The 16,658-nt window shown below is 67.5% G+C and carries 12 protein-coding genes; 8 read left to right on the plus strand and 4 right to left on the minus strand.

Annotated elements, in window-relative coordinates:
* Positions 1-5 precede the first annotated feature (5 nt).
* The 3 genes from KV203_RS05125 to KV203_RS05135 are packed head-to-tail and all read right to left on the minus strand — an operon-like array spanning position 6 to position 5,712.
* A complete protein-coding gene (locus tag KV203_RS05125; RefSeq protein WP_066474512.1) occupies positions 6-1,472 on the minus strand; it encodes a neutral zinc metallopeptidase in 1,467 nt (488 codons plus the stop codon).
* Positions 1,472-3,685, minus strand: a complete 2,214-nt coding sequence (gene glgB / locus KV203_RS05130) for a 1,4-alpha-glucan branching protein GlgB (RefSeq protein WP_066474343.1) — start codon at positions 3,683-3,685, stop codon at positions 1,472-1,474. Before glgB ends, KV203_RS05125 begins: the two co-directional genes overlap by 1 nt.
* 35 nt (positions 3,686-3,720) lie before the next feature.
* A complete protein-coding gene (locus KV203_RS05135; protein ID WP_066474344.1) occupies positions 3,721-5,712 on the minus strand; it encodes a maltotransferase domain-containing protein in 1,992 nt (663 codons plus the stop codon).
* A 225-nt stretch (positions 5,713-5,937) separates the two neighbouring features.
* Here KV203_RS05135 and KV203_RS05140 point away from each other — a divergent pair, with 225 nt between their 5' ends.
* The 3 genes from KV203_RS05140 to KV203_RS05150 all read left to right on the plus strand — a co-directional run bounded on the left by KV203_RS05140 (position 5,938) and on the right by KV203_RS05150 (position 9,924).
* Positions 5,938-6,813, plus strand: a complete 876-nt coding sequence (locus KV203_RS05140) for a class I SAM-dependent methyltransferase (protein WP_157079960.1) — start codon at positions 5,938-5,940, stop codon at positions 6,811-6,813.
* A gap of 11 nt (positions 6,814-6,824) precedes the next feature.
* A complete protein-coding gene (gene glgP / locus KV203_RS05145) occupies positions 6,825-9,413 on the plus strand; it encodes an alpha-glucan family phosphorylase (protein ID WP_066474348.1) in 2,589 nt (862 codons plus the stop codon).
* A gap of 121 nt (positions 9,414-9,534) precedes the next feature.
* Positions 9,535-9,924, plus strand: coding sequence for a DUF7144 family membrane protein (locus KV203_RS05150; RefSeq protein WP_066474350.1), 390 nt, complete (start codon positions 9,535-9,537; stop codon positions 9,922-9,924).
* Between the two features lie 63 nt (positions 9,925-9,987).
* On the opposite strand, the gene KV203_RS05155 is transcribed toward KV203_RS05150, so the two are convergent.
* Positions 9,988-12,027: an ATP-dependent DNA helicase gene (locus KV203_RS05155; RefSeq protein WP_066474514.1), complete on the minus strand. Its 2,040-nt coding sequence runs from the start codon at positions 12,025-12,027 to the stop codon at positions 9,988-9,990.
* A gap of 549 nt (positions 12,028-12,576) precedes the next feature.
* Between KV203_RS05155 and KV203_RS05160 the strand changes: the two genes are divergently transcribed.
* The 5 genes from KV203_RS05160 to KV203_RS05180 all read left to right on the plus strand — a co-directional run bounded on the left by KV203_RS05160 (position 12,577) and on the right by KV203_RS05180 (position 16,646).
* Positions 12,577-13,119 (plus strand): alternate-type signal peptide domain-containing protein, encoded by a 543-nt coding sequence (locus KV203_RS05160; RefSeq protein ID WP_066474353.1) that lies wholly within the window; start codon positions 12,577-12,579, stop codon positions 13,117-13,119.
* 181 nt (positions 13,120-13,300) lie between these two features.
* Positions 13,301-13,708 carry a hypothetical protein gene (locus KV203_RS05165; RefSeq protein WP_157079961.1) on the plus strand — a complete coding sequence of 136 codons (408 nt, stop codon included), beginning with the start codon at positions 13,301-13,303 and terminating at the stop codon, positions 13,706-13,708.
* On the plus strand, positions 13,708-14,445 hold the full coding sequence (locus tag KV203_RS05170; RefSeq protein WP_083530316.1) for a signal peptidase I: 738 nt from the start codon (positions 13,708-13,710) through the stop codon (positions 14,443-14,445). The genes KV203_RS05165 and KV203_RS05170 overlap by 1 nt, the downstream gene beginning before the upstream one ends.
* Positions 14,442-15,023, plus strand: coding sequence for a SipW-dependent-type signal peptide-containing protein (locus KV203_RS05175; RefSeq protein WP_066474360.1), 582 nt, complete (start codon positions 14,442-14,444; stop codon positions 15,021-15,023). The genes KV203_RS05170 and KV203_RS05175 overlap by 4 nt, the downstream gene beginning before the upstream one ends.
* 3 nt (positions 15,024-15,026) lie before the next feature.
* A complete protein-coding gene (locus KV203_RS05180) occupies positions 15,027-16,646 on the plus strand; it encodes a S24/S26 family peptidase (protein WP_157079962.1) in 1,620 nt (539 codons plus the stop codon).
* The last annotated feature ends 12 nt before the right edge of the window (positions 16,647-16,658 follow it).

Genomic DNA, 16,658 nt, shown 5'->3' on the forward strand with positions numbered 1-16,658 from the left:
CGCCGTCAGTTGTAGCGAGAAGTACACGCGGCCTGGCCGCCGAGCACCCCGGAGCGGAACGCATCGATTCGGGAGAAGCCGCTGGGCACGGTGCGCCCGTCCACGTCGCTGGCCGCCAGCCCGTCGGTGAGCAGGCCCGACACCGCCTCGTCCAGATCGCCGGGGGAGAGCGAGAAGTCGCCGCCGGCGGCACCGCGGTCGCTCGCCAGCGCGGCCGTGACCACACCGGACAGGCAGGCGGCGCGGAGCGCAGTCTTCGGCTCGGTCAGCGATCGGCCCTCGGCCTGTTGCACCGCCAGGGTGTAGCGCGAGCCGAAGACGACGTAGGCGTTGTAATCGCCGGTAACCGTGACCGGGAGTCCGATCGCCGAGCCCTTGGCCGGCGTGCCCCGCTCGGCGAGCATCGGGACGTCGACCCCGATGGTGCGGCTGGCCGGACAATAGGACACCGGGGTGGTCGGTTTGGCGTCCGGGCAACCGGTATCGGCGCCGGCATAGTCGACCTTCGGTGCCTGCGGCAAGCTGAAGACCGAGCTCAGCGCTTTGGTGAATTCGTCCAGGGTCTGTTCGGTGACCGGTAGCTCACCGGTATCGCCCGGACCGGAAAACTGCTGTGGCAGGTTGGCCCGGCGGGCTTCGATCTCCTTCTCGTCGATGTTCGCGCAGGCGGCTGTGCCGTCGGTGAATCCGATCTGCACCGCGGTCACCCGCTCGAACGCCGAGCCGTGGACGGACTCCGGGTCGTTCGGATCGGCGTCTCGGATCGACACCGTCGCAGCCAGCACCGAGTTCAGCCCGTCCGAGGTGTTGAGGGTGAAATGGTTGGCGTTGCCCTCGGCGACGTGACGCATGAAGGCGCCGGCGAAACAGTCCGCCTGTTGCTCGAACACGATCCCCGGCTCGTCCTCGGCGACGATCCCGCTCTGCTTCTGGATGGCATGGCCGTATTCGTGTGCCAGGACCATCACCACCGCCATCGGACCGAACGTATCGATCATGGCCGGTAGCAGCACGGCCCGGTCCCACCCGATCGTGTTGTCGACGGTGCAGTACCCGGCGTTGATCAGATCTGCGGTCGTGTCTTCGCAGAACTCGATCGCGCTGCGCCGGGGGGCGTCGGCGTCCCAGGAGATGATCTTGTCGACCGGTTCGAAGTTGCCGCGGAAGTTCTCGGGGTACTCGACGCGCCAGTAGGCCTGGATATCGTCGACCGCGTCCACCGCCAGCTGGTCCACCTCGCCGCCGTCGCCGTTGTCCACCGGAAGGTCGGACGGTTTGACTCCGGGCCGCAGCCCGTTCGGCCCGGATGTGGCGGGTAGCCCGGCCACCGTGAACGGGTCGTCGTAGATCGACATCGGGCGTCCCTGGATGGCGGTACTACACCCGGTGAGCACGGTGCCGATGACCACGATGCCGATGACGACGATGCCGACCCACGGGGCGACCGCCGCCGGGAGCAGCCGGCGGGGCATCACCGCTCTCCCGGAGCGAGCCAGATCGCGGTGTTCGGCGGCAGCATCACCGTTGCCGATGCGGCGCAGCCGTGCCACGACTGTTCGGTTGCGTCCACCGCGCCCAGATTGCCCCGGCCGGAGCCGTGGTAGCCGGTGGCATCGGTGTTCAGGATTTCGCGCCAGCGTCCCGTGGTGGGCAGGCCGACCCGGTAATTGTCGTGCGGTATCCCGGCGAAGTTGAACAAGCAGGCGACGACCGAACCGTCGGAGCCGAAGCGCAGAAAGCTGAGAACGTTGTTCTCGGTGTCGTTCGCGTCGATCCAGGAGTAGCCCGCGGGGGTGGTGTCCTGCGACCACAACGCCGGTTGTGCACGATAGGTGTGGTTCAGATCGCGGGTCAGTGCCTGGATTCCCCGGTGCAACGGACCGCGGGGTCCGTCGAGGTCGGTCCAGTCCAGCCCGCGCTCCTCGGACCACTCGGCAACCTGGCCGAACTCCTGGCCCATGAACAGGAGCTGTTTGCCCGGATGCGCCCACATGTAGGCCAGCAAGGAGCGCACTCCCGCAGCACGGCTGAAGTCGTCGCCGGGCAACCGGGTCCAGAGCGTGCCTTTGCCATGCACTACCTCGTCGTGACTGATCGGCAGCAGGTAGTTCTCGCTCCAGGCGTACATCAGCGAGAACGTGATCTCGTGGTGGTGGTACTGCCGGTGCACCGGGTCGTGCCGGAAATAGCCGAGCGTGTCGTGCATCCAACCCATGTTCCACTTGAAGGTGAACCCCAGTCCACCCACGGTGGTCGGTCGGGTGACGCCGGGCCAGGCTGTCGACTCCTCGGCGACGGTCACCACCCCGGGATGCAGCTTGCCTACGGTCGCGTTCATCTCCTGCAGGAACGTCACCGCTTCCAGGTTCTCCCGGCCGCCGTAGACATTCGGTGTCCAGCCGCCGGCCGGCCGGGAATAGTCGAGGTACAGCATCGAGGCAACCGCATCCACGCGAAGCCCGTCGACGTGGAACTCTTCGATCCAGAACAGCGCGTTGGCGACCAGGAAGTTGCGCACCTCGTTCCGGCCGAAGTCGAAAACATAGGTCCCCCAGTCCAACTGCTCGCCGCGGCGGGGATCGGGATGCTCGTACAGCGGCCCGCCGTCGAATCGGGCAAGCGCCCATTCGTCTTTCGGAAAGTGCGCGGGTACCCAGTCGACGATCACCCCGATTCCGGCGGTGTGCATCCGGTCGATCAACGCGCGGAACTCGTCCGGTGCGCCGAACCGAGCTGTGGGCGCGTAGTAGGAGGTCACCTGATACCCCCACGATCCACCGAACGGATGTTCGGCCACCGGCAGCAGCTCGATGTGGGTGAACCCGTTTGCCACCACATAGTCGGCGAGCTGGTCGGCGAGTTCGGCGTAGCCCAGCCCGCGCCGCCAGGAACCCAGATGCACTTCGTAGACCGACATCGGTTCGGCCGTCGGTCGTCCGGTCGCGCGCTGGGCGAGCCAGGCGGCATCGCGCCAGCGGTATTCGCTGGCGCCGACCACCGAACCGGTTGCCGGCGGCTGTTCGGTCTGCTGCGCCATCGGATCGGCGTGGTCGCGGACGCTGCCGTCACGGCCGTGTACCCGGTACTTGTAGATCGTCCCCGGTCCGACCCCGGGTAGGAATACCTCCCAGACACCGGAAGCGGCAAGTAAGCGCATCGGTGCCGCGTTGCCGGCCCACCCGTCGAAGTCGCCGAGCACCGTCACGCCGCGAGCGCCGGGCGCCCATACCGCGAACGATGTGCCGGTTACTGCACCGTCCGGGGTGGTGTAACTGCGCGGAAGCGCACCGAGAATCTCCCAGAGCCGTTCGTGTCGGCCCTCGTTGAACAGATGCAGATCCAGTTCGCCGAGGGTGGGCAGAAAGCGGTAACCGTCCGCGACGATCACGGTAACCGCGTCCGGGTAGGTGACGACCAGCCGGTAGTCGATCAGGTCGGAGATCGGTACCTCGGCGCTGAACACCCCGCCACCGACATGGGACAGCGGGTGATCGACGCCGCCGATCCGCGCCGCGACCGATTCGGCCCAGGGTTTCAGGGCCCGGATCACCGTGCCGACCGACGTCGGATGGGCGCCCAGGATGGAGTGCGGGTTGTCGTGCCGACCGGCGGCGAGTCGAGCCAGGTCGTCCGCGGCCGGCGCGGCAGGGGTCCGGGCCTTCTTCGGCGAGCGCTTCTTCGTCAACCCAGTTCCTTCGTCGCGGCAGTCGGTGCGGGCGGTCAGCGGAACGCGCGCTCGATGCGCGCGGGATACGGTACGCGCGGGAGCACCACGATGTGGGCCACCGCGCGCCAGGGCTCCAAGCGGACGAAGTTCGACTGCCCCCATTCGTAGCGGTCACCGCTGACTTCGTCGAGCACCGACATCCGGTCCTGCCATTCTCGGCCGATCGCCGGCAGGTCCAGCCACAGGTTGCCTTGTTCGGCGCCGAACGGATTCAGGTTGACCACGACCAACACTGCATCGCCGGAGGCCGGATCGAGCTTCGAGTACGCGATGATCGACTCGTTGTCGCAGGCATGGAAGTGAATGCAGCGCAGTTGCTGCAGCGCCGGGTGGGCTCGCCGGATCTCGTTGAGCCGGGTGATCCACGGTTCCAACGATTCGCCGCGGGCGCGGGCGCCGGCGAAGTCGCGGGGCCGCAGCTGGTACTTCTCCGAGTCCAGATACTCCTCGCTGCCCTCGCGCAGCGCCCGGTGTTCGTAGAGTTCGTAACCGGAGTACATCCCCCAGGACGGCGCCAACGTAGCGGCCAGCGTCGCCCGCAACGCGAACATGCCGGGCCCGCCGTGTTGCAAACTCGCATGCAGGATGTCCGGCGTGTTCACGAACAGGTTCGGTCGGGCCTCGTCCGCCTTCGCGGCGAGTTCTTCGCCGAACCGGATGAGCTCCGCTTTGCCGATCCGCCAGGTGAAGTAGGTGTAGGACTGGCTGAAGCCGCGTCGACCCAGTCCGTACAGCCGGGCCGGTCGGGTGAACGCTTCGGCGAGAAACACCACCTCCGGTTCGGTGCAGCGAACCTGGGTGATCAGCCAGTGCCAGAAGTCCGGCGGCTTGGTATGCGGGTTGTCCACGCGGAAGATCCGCACGCCCGATGCGATCCATTTGCGTACCACCCGTAACACCTCGGTGTAGATGCCGTCCGGGTCGTGGTCGAAGTCGATCGGGTAGATGTCCTGGTACTTTTTCGGCGGATTTTCCGCGTAGGCGATGGTGCCGTCCGGCAGGACGGTGAACCACTCCGGGTGGTCCCGGGCCCAGGGGTGGTCCGGCGCGCACTGCAATGCCAGGTCGAGGGCGACCTCCAGATTCAACTCGGCAGCTCGAGCGACGAACGCAGTGAAGTCGGCCTCGCTGCCCAGCTGCGGGTGCACGGCGTCGTGCCCGCCGGCGATCGAGCCGATCGCCCACGGGGACCCGACGTCATCCGGCGTTGCGGCCAAGGTGTTGTTCGGGCCTTTGCGGTTCACCTCGCCGATCGGATGAATCGGCGGCAGATAGACCACGTCGAAGCCCATTGCGGCGATCCGCGGCAGATCTGTTGCGGCGGTCGCGAAGGTGCCGTGCCGTGGCGTTCCGTCGCCGGACCGGCCGCCGGTCGAGCGCGGAAAGAACTCGTACCAGGCGCCGTACAGTGCGCGCCGCCGCTCGACCAGAACGGTGTGCGGCCGGCCGCGGGTGAGCAGGTCGCGCAGCGGATTTTCGCCCAGCGTGTCGGTGACCTCGGCGGAGAACGCCAAGGCGGTCCGTGCGCTCAGGTCTGCGTTACCGCGCAGCGCGGCTGCCGCCGCGCGCAGCCGGCGATTCCCCTCCGGCGGAGCGGTCGCGGCCGCCCGTTCGAATAGCTGTGCGCCGACCGACAGATCGTTCGCCAGCTCGGCGGCGCTCTGCCCGACGGCGAGCTTCGCTTCGACCGCGTGCCGCCAGGTGCCGATCGGATCGCTCCATCCTTCGACGCGGAACGTCCAGAGTCCGAGCTCGGTCGGTGTGAAAACGGCATTGAACACATCCGGTTCGGCGGCCGGGAACATCGGGATCCGGGTCGTCGAGGACGCGCCGGGGGCGCGCACCGCCAGCGTGGCGCCGACCGCGTCGTGCCCTTCCCGCCAGACCACCGATCGGATCGGAAAGACCTCACCCAAAACAGCTTTCGCGGGGAAACCACCCGGGATGTCGGGTGCGGTGTCGTCGATCGCGATCCGGCCAGTCACGAGCGTGCTCCCGTTCGATGCTCTTGTGCGATGGAACCGCGGCGCTACGCCTGATGCGGTGGTGGAACAACCGTAGTAGAGGTCGGGGTCGGGTGCGCGGTCGTGGCCGGGACTGGGAACCGACAGAAAACGTGGCTGAAATCACCCCACTGCCATAAAATAAAGATGTTCGCATCGTACAAGGCGGAGGGGACTGTGATACGGTCGTTTTTACGACTGATTTTCATGCGTGTAGCAGGTTTATCGATCCTGGTGCTGGTCAGCGCCAAGCATCGGCTGCGCGGCTATCGCAAGCCGAACAAGGTGGAAGAAGGCGACAAGGCCGCGGGGCGCGCCTACGTGCGCGGGGTGGTCGGTGACTGGGCTCGATATCTGCCGGACGGCGTCGAGTTCCGCGATCGCGATGTCCTCGAGCTGGGCCCGGGATCTTCGCTGGGGACCGGCGCATTGTTACTCGCCCGAGGTGCGCGCTCGTATGTGGCGGCCGACGCGTTCCGGCTCGCCGGTACCGAGTCGGCGGACGACTTTGCCGGTCTGATCGACGAGTGTTCCGACGATTTGGCGCCAACCGATATCGTGCGGGCCAAGGCGGTTACCGGCGACGCCGCCGAGAGTTTCGGCTACGAGGTCGATTCCGATTTCGATCTCGCTCGTATGCTGGGTGACCGGCGGTTCGACCTGGTCATCAGCTGCGCTGCCTTCGAGCACTTCGACGACATCGATGCGACGATTGCCGGCATCACCGCGGTCGCCCGGCCCGGCTGCGTCAACCTGCACATCGTCGATTTCCAGACCCACAGCTCGTGGATTCGGGACCGCGATCCGAACAACATCTACCGGTATCCGCGCTGGCTCTATCACAGGCTGCTCGCCTTTCCTGGACAGCCGAACCGCAAGCGCCCGGTGGACTACCGACGGGCCTTCGAGGCCAACGGTTGGACCGACGTGGCCGTGCAGACCGATGTCGGTATCGCCGAGTCGCTGGTCGAGCCCTCGCTGCGCGGACTGGTCGCGCCCTTCGACCGTGCGGACCAGGAGATGACGATCCTGAGCGGAGTGGTGATCGCGGTCCGGCCGGGCGGATCGGCCGCCCACGGGTAAGGTCACCGGGCGTGAAGGCGATGCGTCGGTTCACCGTCCGGGCCCATCTGCCGCAGCGCCTGTCGGCGCTCGGCGAACTATCGGTAAACCTGCGATGGTCCTGGGACGGGCCGACTCAGGACCTGTTCGCCGCGATCGACGCCGTCCGGTGGCGGGAGGTGAGCCACGATCCGGTGCGGATGCTCGGCGAGGTGCCGCCCGCTCGGCTCGACGAGTTGGCCGGCGATTCCGAGTTCCTCGCCCGGCTGGACGCCGTGGCCGCCGACCTCGCCGACTATCTGACTCGGCCGCGGTGGTTTCAGGGCCAGGTCGCTGCGGGAACGCTCCGGGTGGCCGGCATCGCGTACTTCTCCATGGAGTTCGGGGTCACCGAGGTATTGCCGAACTACTCGGGCGGCTTGGGTATCCTCGCCGGCGATCATCTCAAAGCAGCCTCCGACCTGGGGCTGCCGCTGATCGGGGTGGGACTGCTCTACCGGTCCGGCTACTTCCGCCAGTCGCTCACCGCCGACGGCTGGCAAGCGGAGCAGTACCCGGCGCTCGATCCGCAGGGCCTGCCGCTTCGGTTGTTCACCGATCAGGGGGGTGCGGCTCCGGTTCTGGTGCATGTCGCGATGCCCGACCGGCGGGTGCTGCGCGCGCGGGTGTGGATCGCGCAGGTAGGTCGCGTACCGCTGCTGTTGCTGGACTCCGACATCGCGGAGAACGATCCGGAGTTGCGGGGTGTGACCGACCGCCTGTACGGCGGTGATCAGGACCACCGGATCAAGCAGGAGATCCTGGCCGGTGTCGGCGGCGTCCGGGCGGTGCGCGCATTTACCGCCGCGCACGGGATCGCCGAGCCCGAGGTATTCCACATGAACGAGGGGCACGCGGGGTTTCTCGGTGTCGAACGAATTCGGGAGTTGATCACCGATCCGGCCGGTGGCCTCGACTACGATGCCGCACTTGCCGCCGTCCGCGCCAGCACGATTTTCACCACGCATACCCCGGTGCCGGCCGGAATCGATCGATTTCCGGCCGACCTGGTGCGCCGCTACTTCGGCGGTACGCCCGAGGGCGGCGAGCTGTTGACCGGAGTCGGCACCGAGCGGGTGTTGGCCCTCGGCCGGGAGTCGGACCCGCACGTGTTCAATATGGCGCACATGGGACTGCGCCTGGCGCAGCGCAGCAACGGGGTCTCCCGGCTGCACGGGCGGGTCAGTCGAGAGATGTTCGCCCCGTTGTGGTCCGGCTTCGACAACGACGAGGTACCGATCGGCTCGGTCACCAACGGGGTGCACGCCCCCACCTGGGCTGCCCGGGAGTGGCTGGAGTTGGCCCGCGAGTTGATCGGACCCGAGCTCGTGGCGGAGGCGCGCGGTTGGGAACGGTTGCAGGAGGTGGACCCGAGACGACTCTGGGAAACTCGAAATATGTTGCGGGCCAAACTGGTCGTCGAAGTACGGCGCCGGGTCCGAGCGTCCTGGCTGCAGCGCGGCGCCTCCGATGCCGAACTCGCCTGGACCGAGAACATCTTCGACCCGGATGTGCTCACCATCGGGTTTGCCCGGCGGGTCCCGACCTACAAACGGCTGACCTTGATGTTGCGCCGTCCGGAGCGGCTCCAGCAGTTGCTGCTGGATGCCGATCGACCCGTGCAACTGGTTGTCGCCGGTAAGAGTCATCCGGCCGACGACGGTGGAAAGTCGTTGATCCAACAGGTCGTCCGGTTCGCCGACCGACCCGATGTGCGGTGCCGGATCGCCTTCCTGCCGGACTACGACATGTCGATGGCCCGGTATCTCTACTGGGGTTGCGATGTCTGGTTGAACAACCCGATCCGGCCGTTGGAAGCGTGCGGCACGTCGGGGATGAAAGCAGCATTGAACGGTGGTCTGAACCTGTCCATTCTGGACGGTTGGTGGGATGAGATGTTCGACGGGGAGAACGGTTGGGCGATTCCCACCGCCGACGGCGTCGTCGACGAGGCCCGCCGCGACGACCTGGAGGCGGCGGCGCTCTACGAGCTGTTGGAACGTTCGGTACTACCCAAATTCTACGATCGCGATGCGACCGGCCTGCCCGTCCGCTGGGTCGAGATGGTGCGCCACACCTTGCAGAGCCTGGGACCGAAGGTGCTGGCGTCCCGGATGGTTCGCGACTACACCGTCGGGTTCTACGCGCCGGCGGCCGCGACCGCCCGGCGTATCTTTGCCGACGATCGCGCTGGAGCCAAGGCGGTTGCCGAGTACCGTCGGCGGGTCGAGACGGCTTGGGCCGGCGTGGCCATCGTGCAGGTGGACAGTTCCGGGCTGCCGGACACCCCCGAGATCGGCAACCGGCTGGAGTTGCGGGCAACGGTGCGGCTGGGCGATCTGAGTCCGGACGACGTTGTCGTGCAGGCAGTGCTGGGACGAGTGTCGCCGGACGACGAGCTGACCGAGACCACGATCGTGCCGATGACCTGGTCCGGGGGTGACGCCGGCGGCCAGGTGTACGTCGTGCAGACGCCGGTTCCGTTGTCCGGCGCGGTCGGCTACACCGTGCGGGTGCTACCGCACAACGATCTGCTGATTTCGGACGCCGAACTCGGTTTGATCACCACGCCACACGGCTAGGCCGGCGGTTCGGCAAGCCTTACCCTGATCCGGGTAAGTCCATGTAAAAATCGCTGCGCACGACATTGCCGAGGTACTACATCTCGACGTACTACATCTTCGCCCGGAGGAGCTGCTCGCCATGACCACCACCCCGAATCAGCGACGCGTTGCACGCGACGTGAGCATGCTTGCGGCAGTACTGATCATCGTCACCGGCACCGTGCAGGCCTTGGAAGGCCTCTCGGCAATCATCGACGACAAGATGTTCGTGGTGGCGGACGGCTATGCCTTCCAGTTGGACACCACCACCTGGGGCTGGCTGCACCTGCTGTTCGGCGTGGCCCTGGTAGCCGTCGGCGCCGCGATCTTCTCCGGACAGGCGTGGGCTCGCATGGTCGGGATACTGCTCGCCGCGCTGTCGGTGGTGGCCAACTTCCTGTGGCTGCCCTACTACCCGATCTGGGCGATTCTGATCATCGCGCTGGATGTGTTCGTCATCTGGGCACTGGCCGAAAACTCCGACCGCTGAAGCTGTCCCACCGCTCAATCTGCTCGACCGCCGCCGGGACCATGTCTCGGCGGCGGTCGGCGTTTACTCGGATACCAACCGCCGCAGTGCCTTGCGGACCAGCTCGGGATCGGCAGTCTCCCAATACGGCGGTAGTGACGCGCGCAGATACCCGCCGTACCGGGCGGTAGCCAGACGCGAATCGAGGACGGCGATCACTCCTCTGTCCTGCACCGAGCGCAGCAGCCGGCCGGTACCTTGCGCGAGCAGCAGCGCAGCGTGGTTCGCCGCGACAGCGAGAAAGCCGTTGCCACCGCGTGATTCGACAGCCCGCTGCCGAGCCACCAACAGCGGGTCGTCGGGACGAGGGAACGGAATCCGGTCGAGGATCACCAGGCTCAGCGACGGCCCGGGTACGTCCACCCCCTGCCACAGCGACAACGTGCCGAACAGTGACGTCGGCTCGTCCGCGGCGAACTGCCGGACCAGGGCGCCGGTCGCGTCCTCGCCCTGGCACAGCACCGGTAGGTCGAGCCGCTCCCGCATGGCTTCCGCCGCGGCCTTGGCGGCCCGCATCGAGGAGAACAGTCCGAGTGTGCGCCCGCCCGCCGCGGTGACGAGTTCGGCGATCTCGTCGAGATGGGCCGGGGCCAACCCATCTCGGCCCGGCGGTGCCAGATGCCGCGCGATGTAGAGGATCCCGGCCCTGGTGTGGTCGAACGGCGAGCCGACGTCGAGCGCCGACCAACGGACCCCGCCCGCGTCCTTCGGCGGTTCGGCGCCGTTGGCCATAGCCGTTTCGCTGCGGGTCGGGGCCGGCTGGGCCGGAAGCCCCCAATTCACCGCAAGCGCGTTGAACGAGCCGCCGATCTGCAGCGTCGCGGAAGTCAGAATCACCGTGACGGCTTCGAACAGTGTGCTGCGCAGCAGGCCACCCACCGACAGCGGGGCGATCCGCAACACCGGTCGGGTGGTGCCGCGCAGCTCGTCGACGGCAAACCAGACCACATCACGACGCCGTGCCGGGTCCGGTTCGTCGAACGCGGTGAGCGCGCGAACCGCAGCGTCGTGCACCTCGTCGAGTGCCGCGAGCGCCGCGGTCCGGGCGGCGGCCGACTCCGGATCGGCGGCCCCGGCGGCCCGGCTGGGCGCGGCGGCCGTCCGCACCTGCCAGGCGGCGTCGCGGACCAGCGCGAGGACGGCGTCGGCGCCCGTCGGCAGCCGATCCCAACGCCCGGGTGACAGCTCGGCCAGCAGGTCCGCCCAAGCTTCGCCGGCCGCGGCCAGGCGGTCCAGGTCCGACTCCTCGACGAGCCGACCGCAGCGCCGCACCGCGGCGGCGATACCGGCCGGGGCCAGCTCGGCAGTGGCCACGCTGGTCACCCGGTCGACCAGTTCGTGCGCCTCGTCGACGATCACCACGTCGTGCTCGGGCAATACCGAGATGCCGCTCACCGCGTCGATCGCGAGCAGGGCATGGTTGGTCACCACCACATCGGCCAGGCCGGCCTGCGCCCGGGCGCGTTCGGCGAAGCAGTCCTCGCCGAACGGGCAGCGTGACTTGCCCAGACACTCCCGTGCGCTGACGCTGACCTGCCGCCATCCGCGGTCGGAGACACCGGGGGTCAGGTCGTCCCGATCGCCGGTCTCGGTCTCGGTGGCCCACGTGCTGAGCCGCTTCACCTCCCGCCCGAGCCGCGAGACCGTGAACGCGTCGAACAGCTGCTCGTCGTCCGGCTCCTCGGGTGCGGCGCTGTGCACCTTGTTCAGGCACAGGTAGTTGCTCCGGCCTTTCAAAATCGCGAACTCCGTGCGCCGGCCCAGCGGCTCGGCGAGCGTCGCGGCCAGTCGGGGCAGGTCTCGATCGATCAGCTGGCGTTGCAGCGCGATCGTGGCGGTGGAGACCACGACAGTGCTGCCGGTTCCCGTCGCGTGCCGCAACGCGGGTACCAGGTAAGCCAAGGACTTGCCGGTTCCGGTCCCGGCTTGTACTGCCAGGTGTTCGCCGATGTCGATGGCGTGGGTCACGGCGTTCGCCATCGCGAGCTGCCCGGTGCGCGGAGTTCCGCCGAGTGCCGTGACGGCGGCCGCGAGCAGGGTCGGGACGTCCGGCAGGTCGGTCATTCCGGCCACGCTACTGCGCTGCTGCATGGTCATGCCGGACAGCCGACACAAATCGGAAACAGCGCGACACGCCGCGCCGGATGCGCACCGCCGGTCCATTTCTGCGCAATTATCTAATTGTTATTTCTGTCCGGTTCGCCGGATTACCCGGACATCGGCGGAGCGACTCCCGTCCGCTGATCCGGTCGATCGGCGCTGTCGCCGGATCGATCCGAGAGCTTTCGGGATTGTTCGCGGACACGCGGTCTGCTCTCCCGGCATTGCGCCGGGTCGGTCACCGACGAAAAGTTCCGGTTCGCCGCTCTGCTCGGCGGAGGGGGCGAAGATGCGGTACCGCAACACGTACGGCGGCGGCTTCGGGCTATGCAACCATCTTTCCGGGCGGGGATCGATGCGAGTCCCCGAGATTCCACGGACCCGGTCCGATGCACGACCCAGCTCAGTGCACGATCCAGCTCAATGCACGACGTCGTCGGAGGCGCGGTGCGTCTCCAGTTACGGGTCGTTCCAGTCGACCCGGCCATATCGAACACATCGAGAGAGGCCGAGATGAATCAGAAAGTCAAGGGGGCGATGGCCGCGGCTGCCGGCGGGATCCTGCTCCTGGGCGGGTTGGGATCGTATGCGCTCTGGGAAGATTCGGAGAATATCGGGGGTGGCCCGATCTCCTCCGGCGAGCTGTCGATCGATCCGGTCGGGACACCTACCTGGGAAGATGTCTCCGATATCACGCCGGGTCCGATCGCCGATATCAGCAACTTTCTGATCGTGCCGGGCGATGTGCTCGAGTACCACGCGAGCTACATGATCGCCGCGAGCGGCGACAATCTCAAGGCCACCTTGACTGCCGATCAGGCCGGGATCACCGGTGATCCGGCGCTGTTGGCGCACGTCAGCTCCGAGCTGGCCGTAACCGGCCTGGCCGACGGTGGCTCCGCCGGGGTCTACACCGTCACCGACGCCGATGCCGGTAGCGCGATCGACGTCGTGGTGACGTTGACCTTCGACAGGGACACTCCTGACCAGGTCGCGCAGAACGAGGCGATCAACCTGGCCGACTTCAATCTGGCGCTGCAGCAGGTTCGTCCGTAGCGGTGGCGGACGTCGGCAGGCGACGGATGTCGGTGCCATGAGGGTGTCGGTCGGCAAGACTGCGGTCGGGGCCTGTGTCCTGCTCGTCGTCTTTTCCTCCGCGCACCGGACGGGTGCGCTGTGGAGCAGCGCCGATACCCTGGATGGATCGCAAATCCGTTCTGGCACATTAGATCTCACTGTGGGTACGGCGGGCACGCAGCACCAGGATTATGCGTTCGACGCGTTGTCCCGGACGAACATGAAACCCGGCGACTACGCGCAGGCGCCCCTGGTGTTGCGCAACTCCGGCAACATCCGGCTGAGCTACCGGCTGCAGTCGGTAGCTCAGCCGAGCTCGACGCTCGCGCTGAACCTCACGGTCAGCGGGGTGGCCGCCGAGGCGAACTGCCCGACCACGGGTAGTCCGGTCGGCGCGACCACGTTCTACGACGGCCCGGTCGTCGGCGCCCAGGCGCCGGCCGCGCCGGCGCTCCGTTCGCTCGTGCCTGGCGGATCCGAGGTGTGGTGCATGCGGGCAACCGTCGCACCGACCGCGGTGTCGTCTGCATCGTCCACGCTCACCTTCGGATTCACCGCGGAGTCGTGATGATAACCGCACCAATCGAACACGTCGAAGCCGAGCCGACCACCGCATGGTGGTGGTTGCGACAGATCCTTTCCTGGTCTGCGCTGATGCTGGTTCTCTTGTTACTCGTTGTCGCCGTGTTGATTCCATGGGTATCGGGAGCGACGCCTTATACCGTGCTGACCTCGTCGATGCGGCCGACATATCCACCGGGAACGTTGATCGTGGTGCGCTCGGTCGATCCGAGGAAGCTGGCGGTCGGCACGGCGATCACCTACCAGATCGAATCCGGAAAGCCCGGTGTCGTCACCCATCGGATCATTGCGATCCGCGACGACGGACGCGGCGAGCGTCGGTTCATCACCCAGGGGGACAACAACAATGCCCCCGACAAGGAGCCGGTTCGGTCGGTTCAGGTGCGCGGCGCCGTGTGGTACAGCGTGCCGTACCTCGGTTATCTGAACAATTGGACTACCGGGTCGCGGCGATCGATCGCGATCTACCTCCTTGCCGGAGCGTTGTTCGTCTACGCGCTGTACATGTTCGTCGGTTCGTCACGCTCGCGGCGAGCCGTGGCCGGGATCGAACGTGCCGGTACCGAACGTGCCGAGACAGCACCCGTCGAGGTCGTTCCGGTCCGGCCGCAGCTGCGCCGGCCGCCCGCCCGCGCGGGAGTCGGGCGGCGCTACGACTGCGAAACCGAGTACTGGCCGGAGTATCGCTTCGCCCATCACGAGGATCCGGAGGCACCACGGTGAGCACTGCTCGGCGCCTGATTCGTGCGGTGGTCGGTCCGCGAACGCGGGCCCTGCTCACCCTGGGCACGGTGTTCGGCCTGGGCGCGGTCGCGACCTTGGCCGCATGGAGCGACACCGCCACCGCTACCTCGGGGATCCTGTCCACCGGCACGGTCGATCTCGCGCTCGCCGGGAATCAGGGAAATCCGGCACCGTATGCGTTCGTCGGCCTGAGCAAGACCGGGATGCTCCCGGGTCACAGCGTGGCCGCGACGCTGCCGGTGCAGAACGTCGGCTCGTTACCGTTGCAGTACACGATGACCGCGGCCGGCGCCGGTACGGTGGCGCAGTACCTGACTGTCGCCGTGTTCACCGGTGCTGCCAGCAACACCGCAACCACCGGTTCGTGCTCCGGCGGTCAATTGGGCAGCACCGTGCTGGGCGCAACCACGACGGTTGTGCCGACCCGAGGTCCGCTGGCGGCCACAGGTGGCAACGAGACGCTGTGCTTTCTGGTGACGCTCTCGGCCGCGGCTCCGGCCTCGGCGCAGAATCAGAGTGCTACAGCCACATTCACGTTCGCCGCGACGGCGAGCTGATTGATGCGCGATTCGACTTTCCGCCCGCTGGTGATCCGGTTGACCCGTGAGGTCGCGCTGAGCGTCGGCGCCGTCGCCGGTCTGATCTGTATCGGATTTGCCTTGTCGGCGGTATTTTTCGGGATGACGCCGCTGATCGTGCGGACCGGTTCGATGGCGCCGGCGATCGAACCGGGGGCGCTGGCGCTCGCTCGCCAGGTATCGGCCGCCGACCTCGCGGTGGGTGATGTGATCAGCGTAGAACGGGCCGACGGCGCTCGGGTGACCCATCGAATCGATTCGATCGAGCCGGGCGCGGGGGACACCGTCACCGTGGCGCTGCGTGGCGATGCGAACCCGACCGTCGATCCGGATCCGTATGTTATCGCCGGTGCGGATCGGGTGACCGCGGTGGTTCCGGGGGCCGGCTACGTCGCCTTCTGGCTGTCCACGCCGAGCGCGCTGCTGGTGGGTGCGATCGTCGCTGCTGCTGCGCTGTCGGTGGTAATTCGACCACGGCCGGGATCGGCGGCGCGGCGCGGGCCGTTGCTCGGTGCGGCGCCGGTGGTGCTGGCCGTGGCTGCAGTGGTGGCCGTCGGTGGCAACCGGCTCGTGCCGACCGAGGCGGCATTCACCGACTCGGCCGCGGCGCAGGCCGGCTTCGGCACGGGTGCGTTTCCGATTCCGATTCCGAATCCGGCGAGCTTCAGTTGCTCGAGCGTGCTCGGCCTGTCTCTGACGCTCAGCTGGCCGCATGTTGCCGCCGGCTACAACTATCAGCTGATCTTCAAGAACAGCGCCGGCATCCAGGTCGGCAGTCCGGTCGTGGTGACCGGCGTCGGCAGTGCCGGCTCGACGATCAGCTACTCCATCGTGCTGAACAACCTGGGACTCACCTCGAGCGGTACCTACACGGTCGAGCTTCGATCGAGTAATGGCGGGGTCGTCTCGGGCCAGGCGCCGTTGGTGCTGAAGATCAATCGGTCGTTGCTCTTCGCCACGTGTGTTGCTCCGACCACAGTGACCAACTCCGGCACCGCAGGTTTCGCCGCCACCTCGGCGTCGAGCGGTGAACTGCTCCGCCAGGCAGCCGCTCAGGTGGCCCCGGCAGCAACCACCACCGTGCCGGTGTCCACGGCTGTGCCGACCACGAGCGCTGTGCCGACGACGAGCGCTGTGCCGACGACGAGCGCTGTGCCGACAACGAGCGCTGTGCCGACGACGAGCGCCGGGGCGTCCACGGTCGTGATCACCTCGTCGGCACCGACGAGCACGGCAGTGGCGACGAGCACGGCAGCACCGACGAGTACTGCGGCGGTCGCAGCAACCACGGCGGAGCCGGTTGCGACGGCGGAGCCGGTTGCCGCGCCGCCGCCGAACTCGCCGGCAACCGTGTTCACCGGACCGGCCGACGGCGTCGTCGTATCTCTTGTCACCGCCGCGGGGATCAGTTGTCGGACCGTCGATCCGTCGCCCGGCGAGCCGACGTCGGGTGCGACCGTGACACTCGGGTGTAGCGACGGTGCGACCCGCAGCGCGGCGGCGTCGGCGCTGAGTCCGGCCGGTGTGGCGGCTGCTTCCGTTTCCGGCGTCTGGCAGCCGGGCTTTCTCGGTACGGTTGTAGCGTCGGCTCTCCGTGCGTAAGGACCCGTCGAT

It is taken from the genome of Skermania piniformis (assembly GCF_019285775.1).
Taxonomy (GTDB): domain Bacteria; phylum Actinomycetota; class Actinomycetes; order Mycobacteriales; family Mycobacteriaceae; genus Skermania; species Skermania pinensis.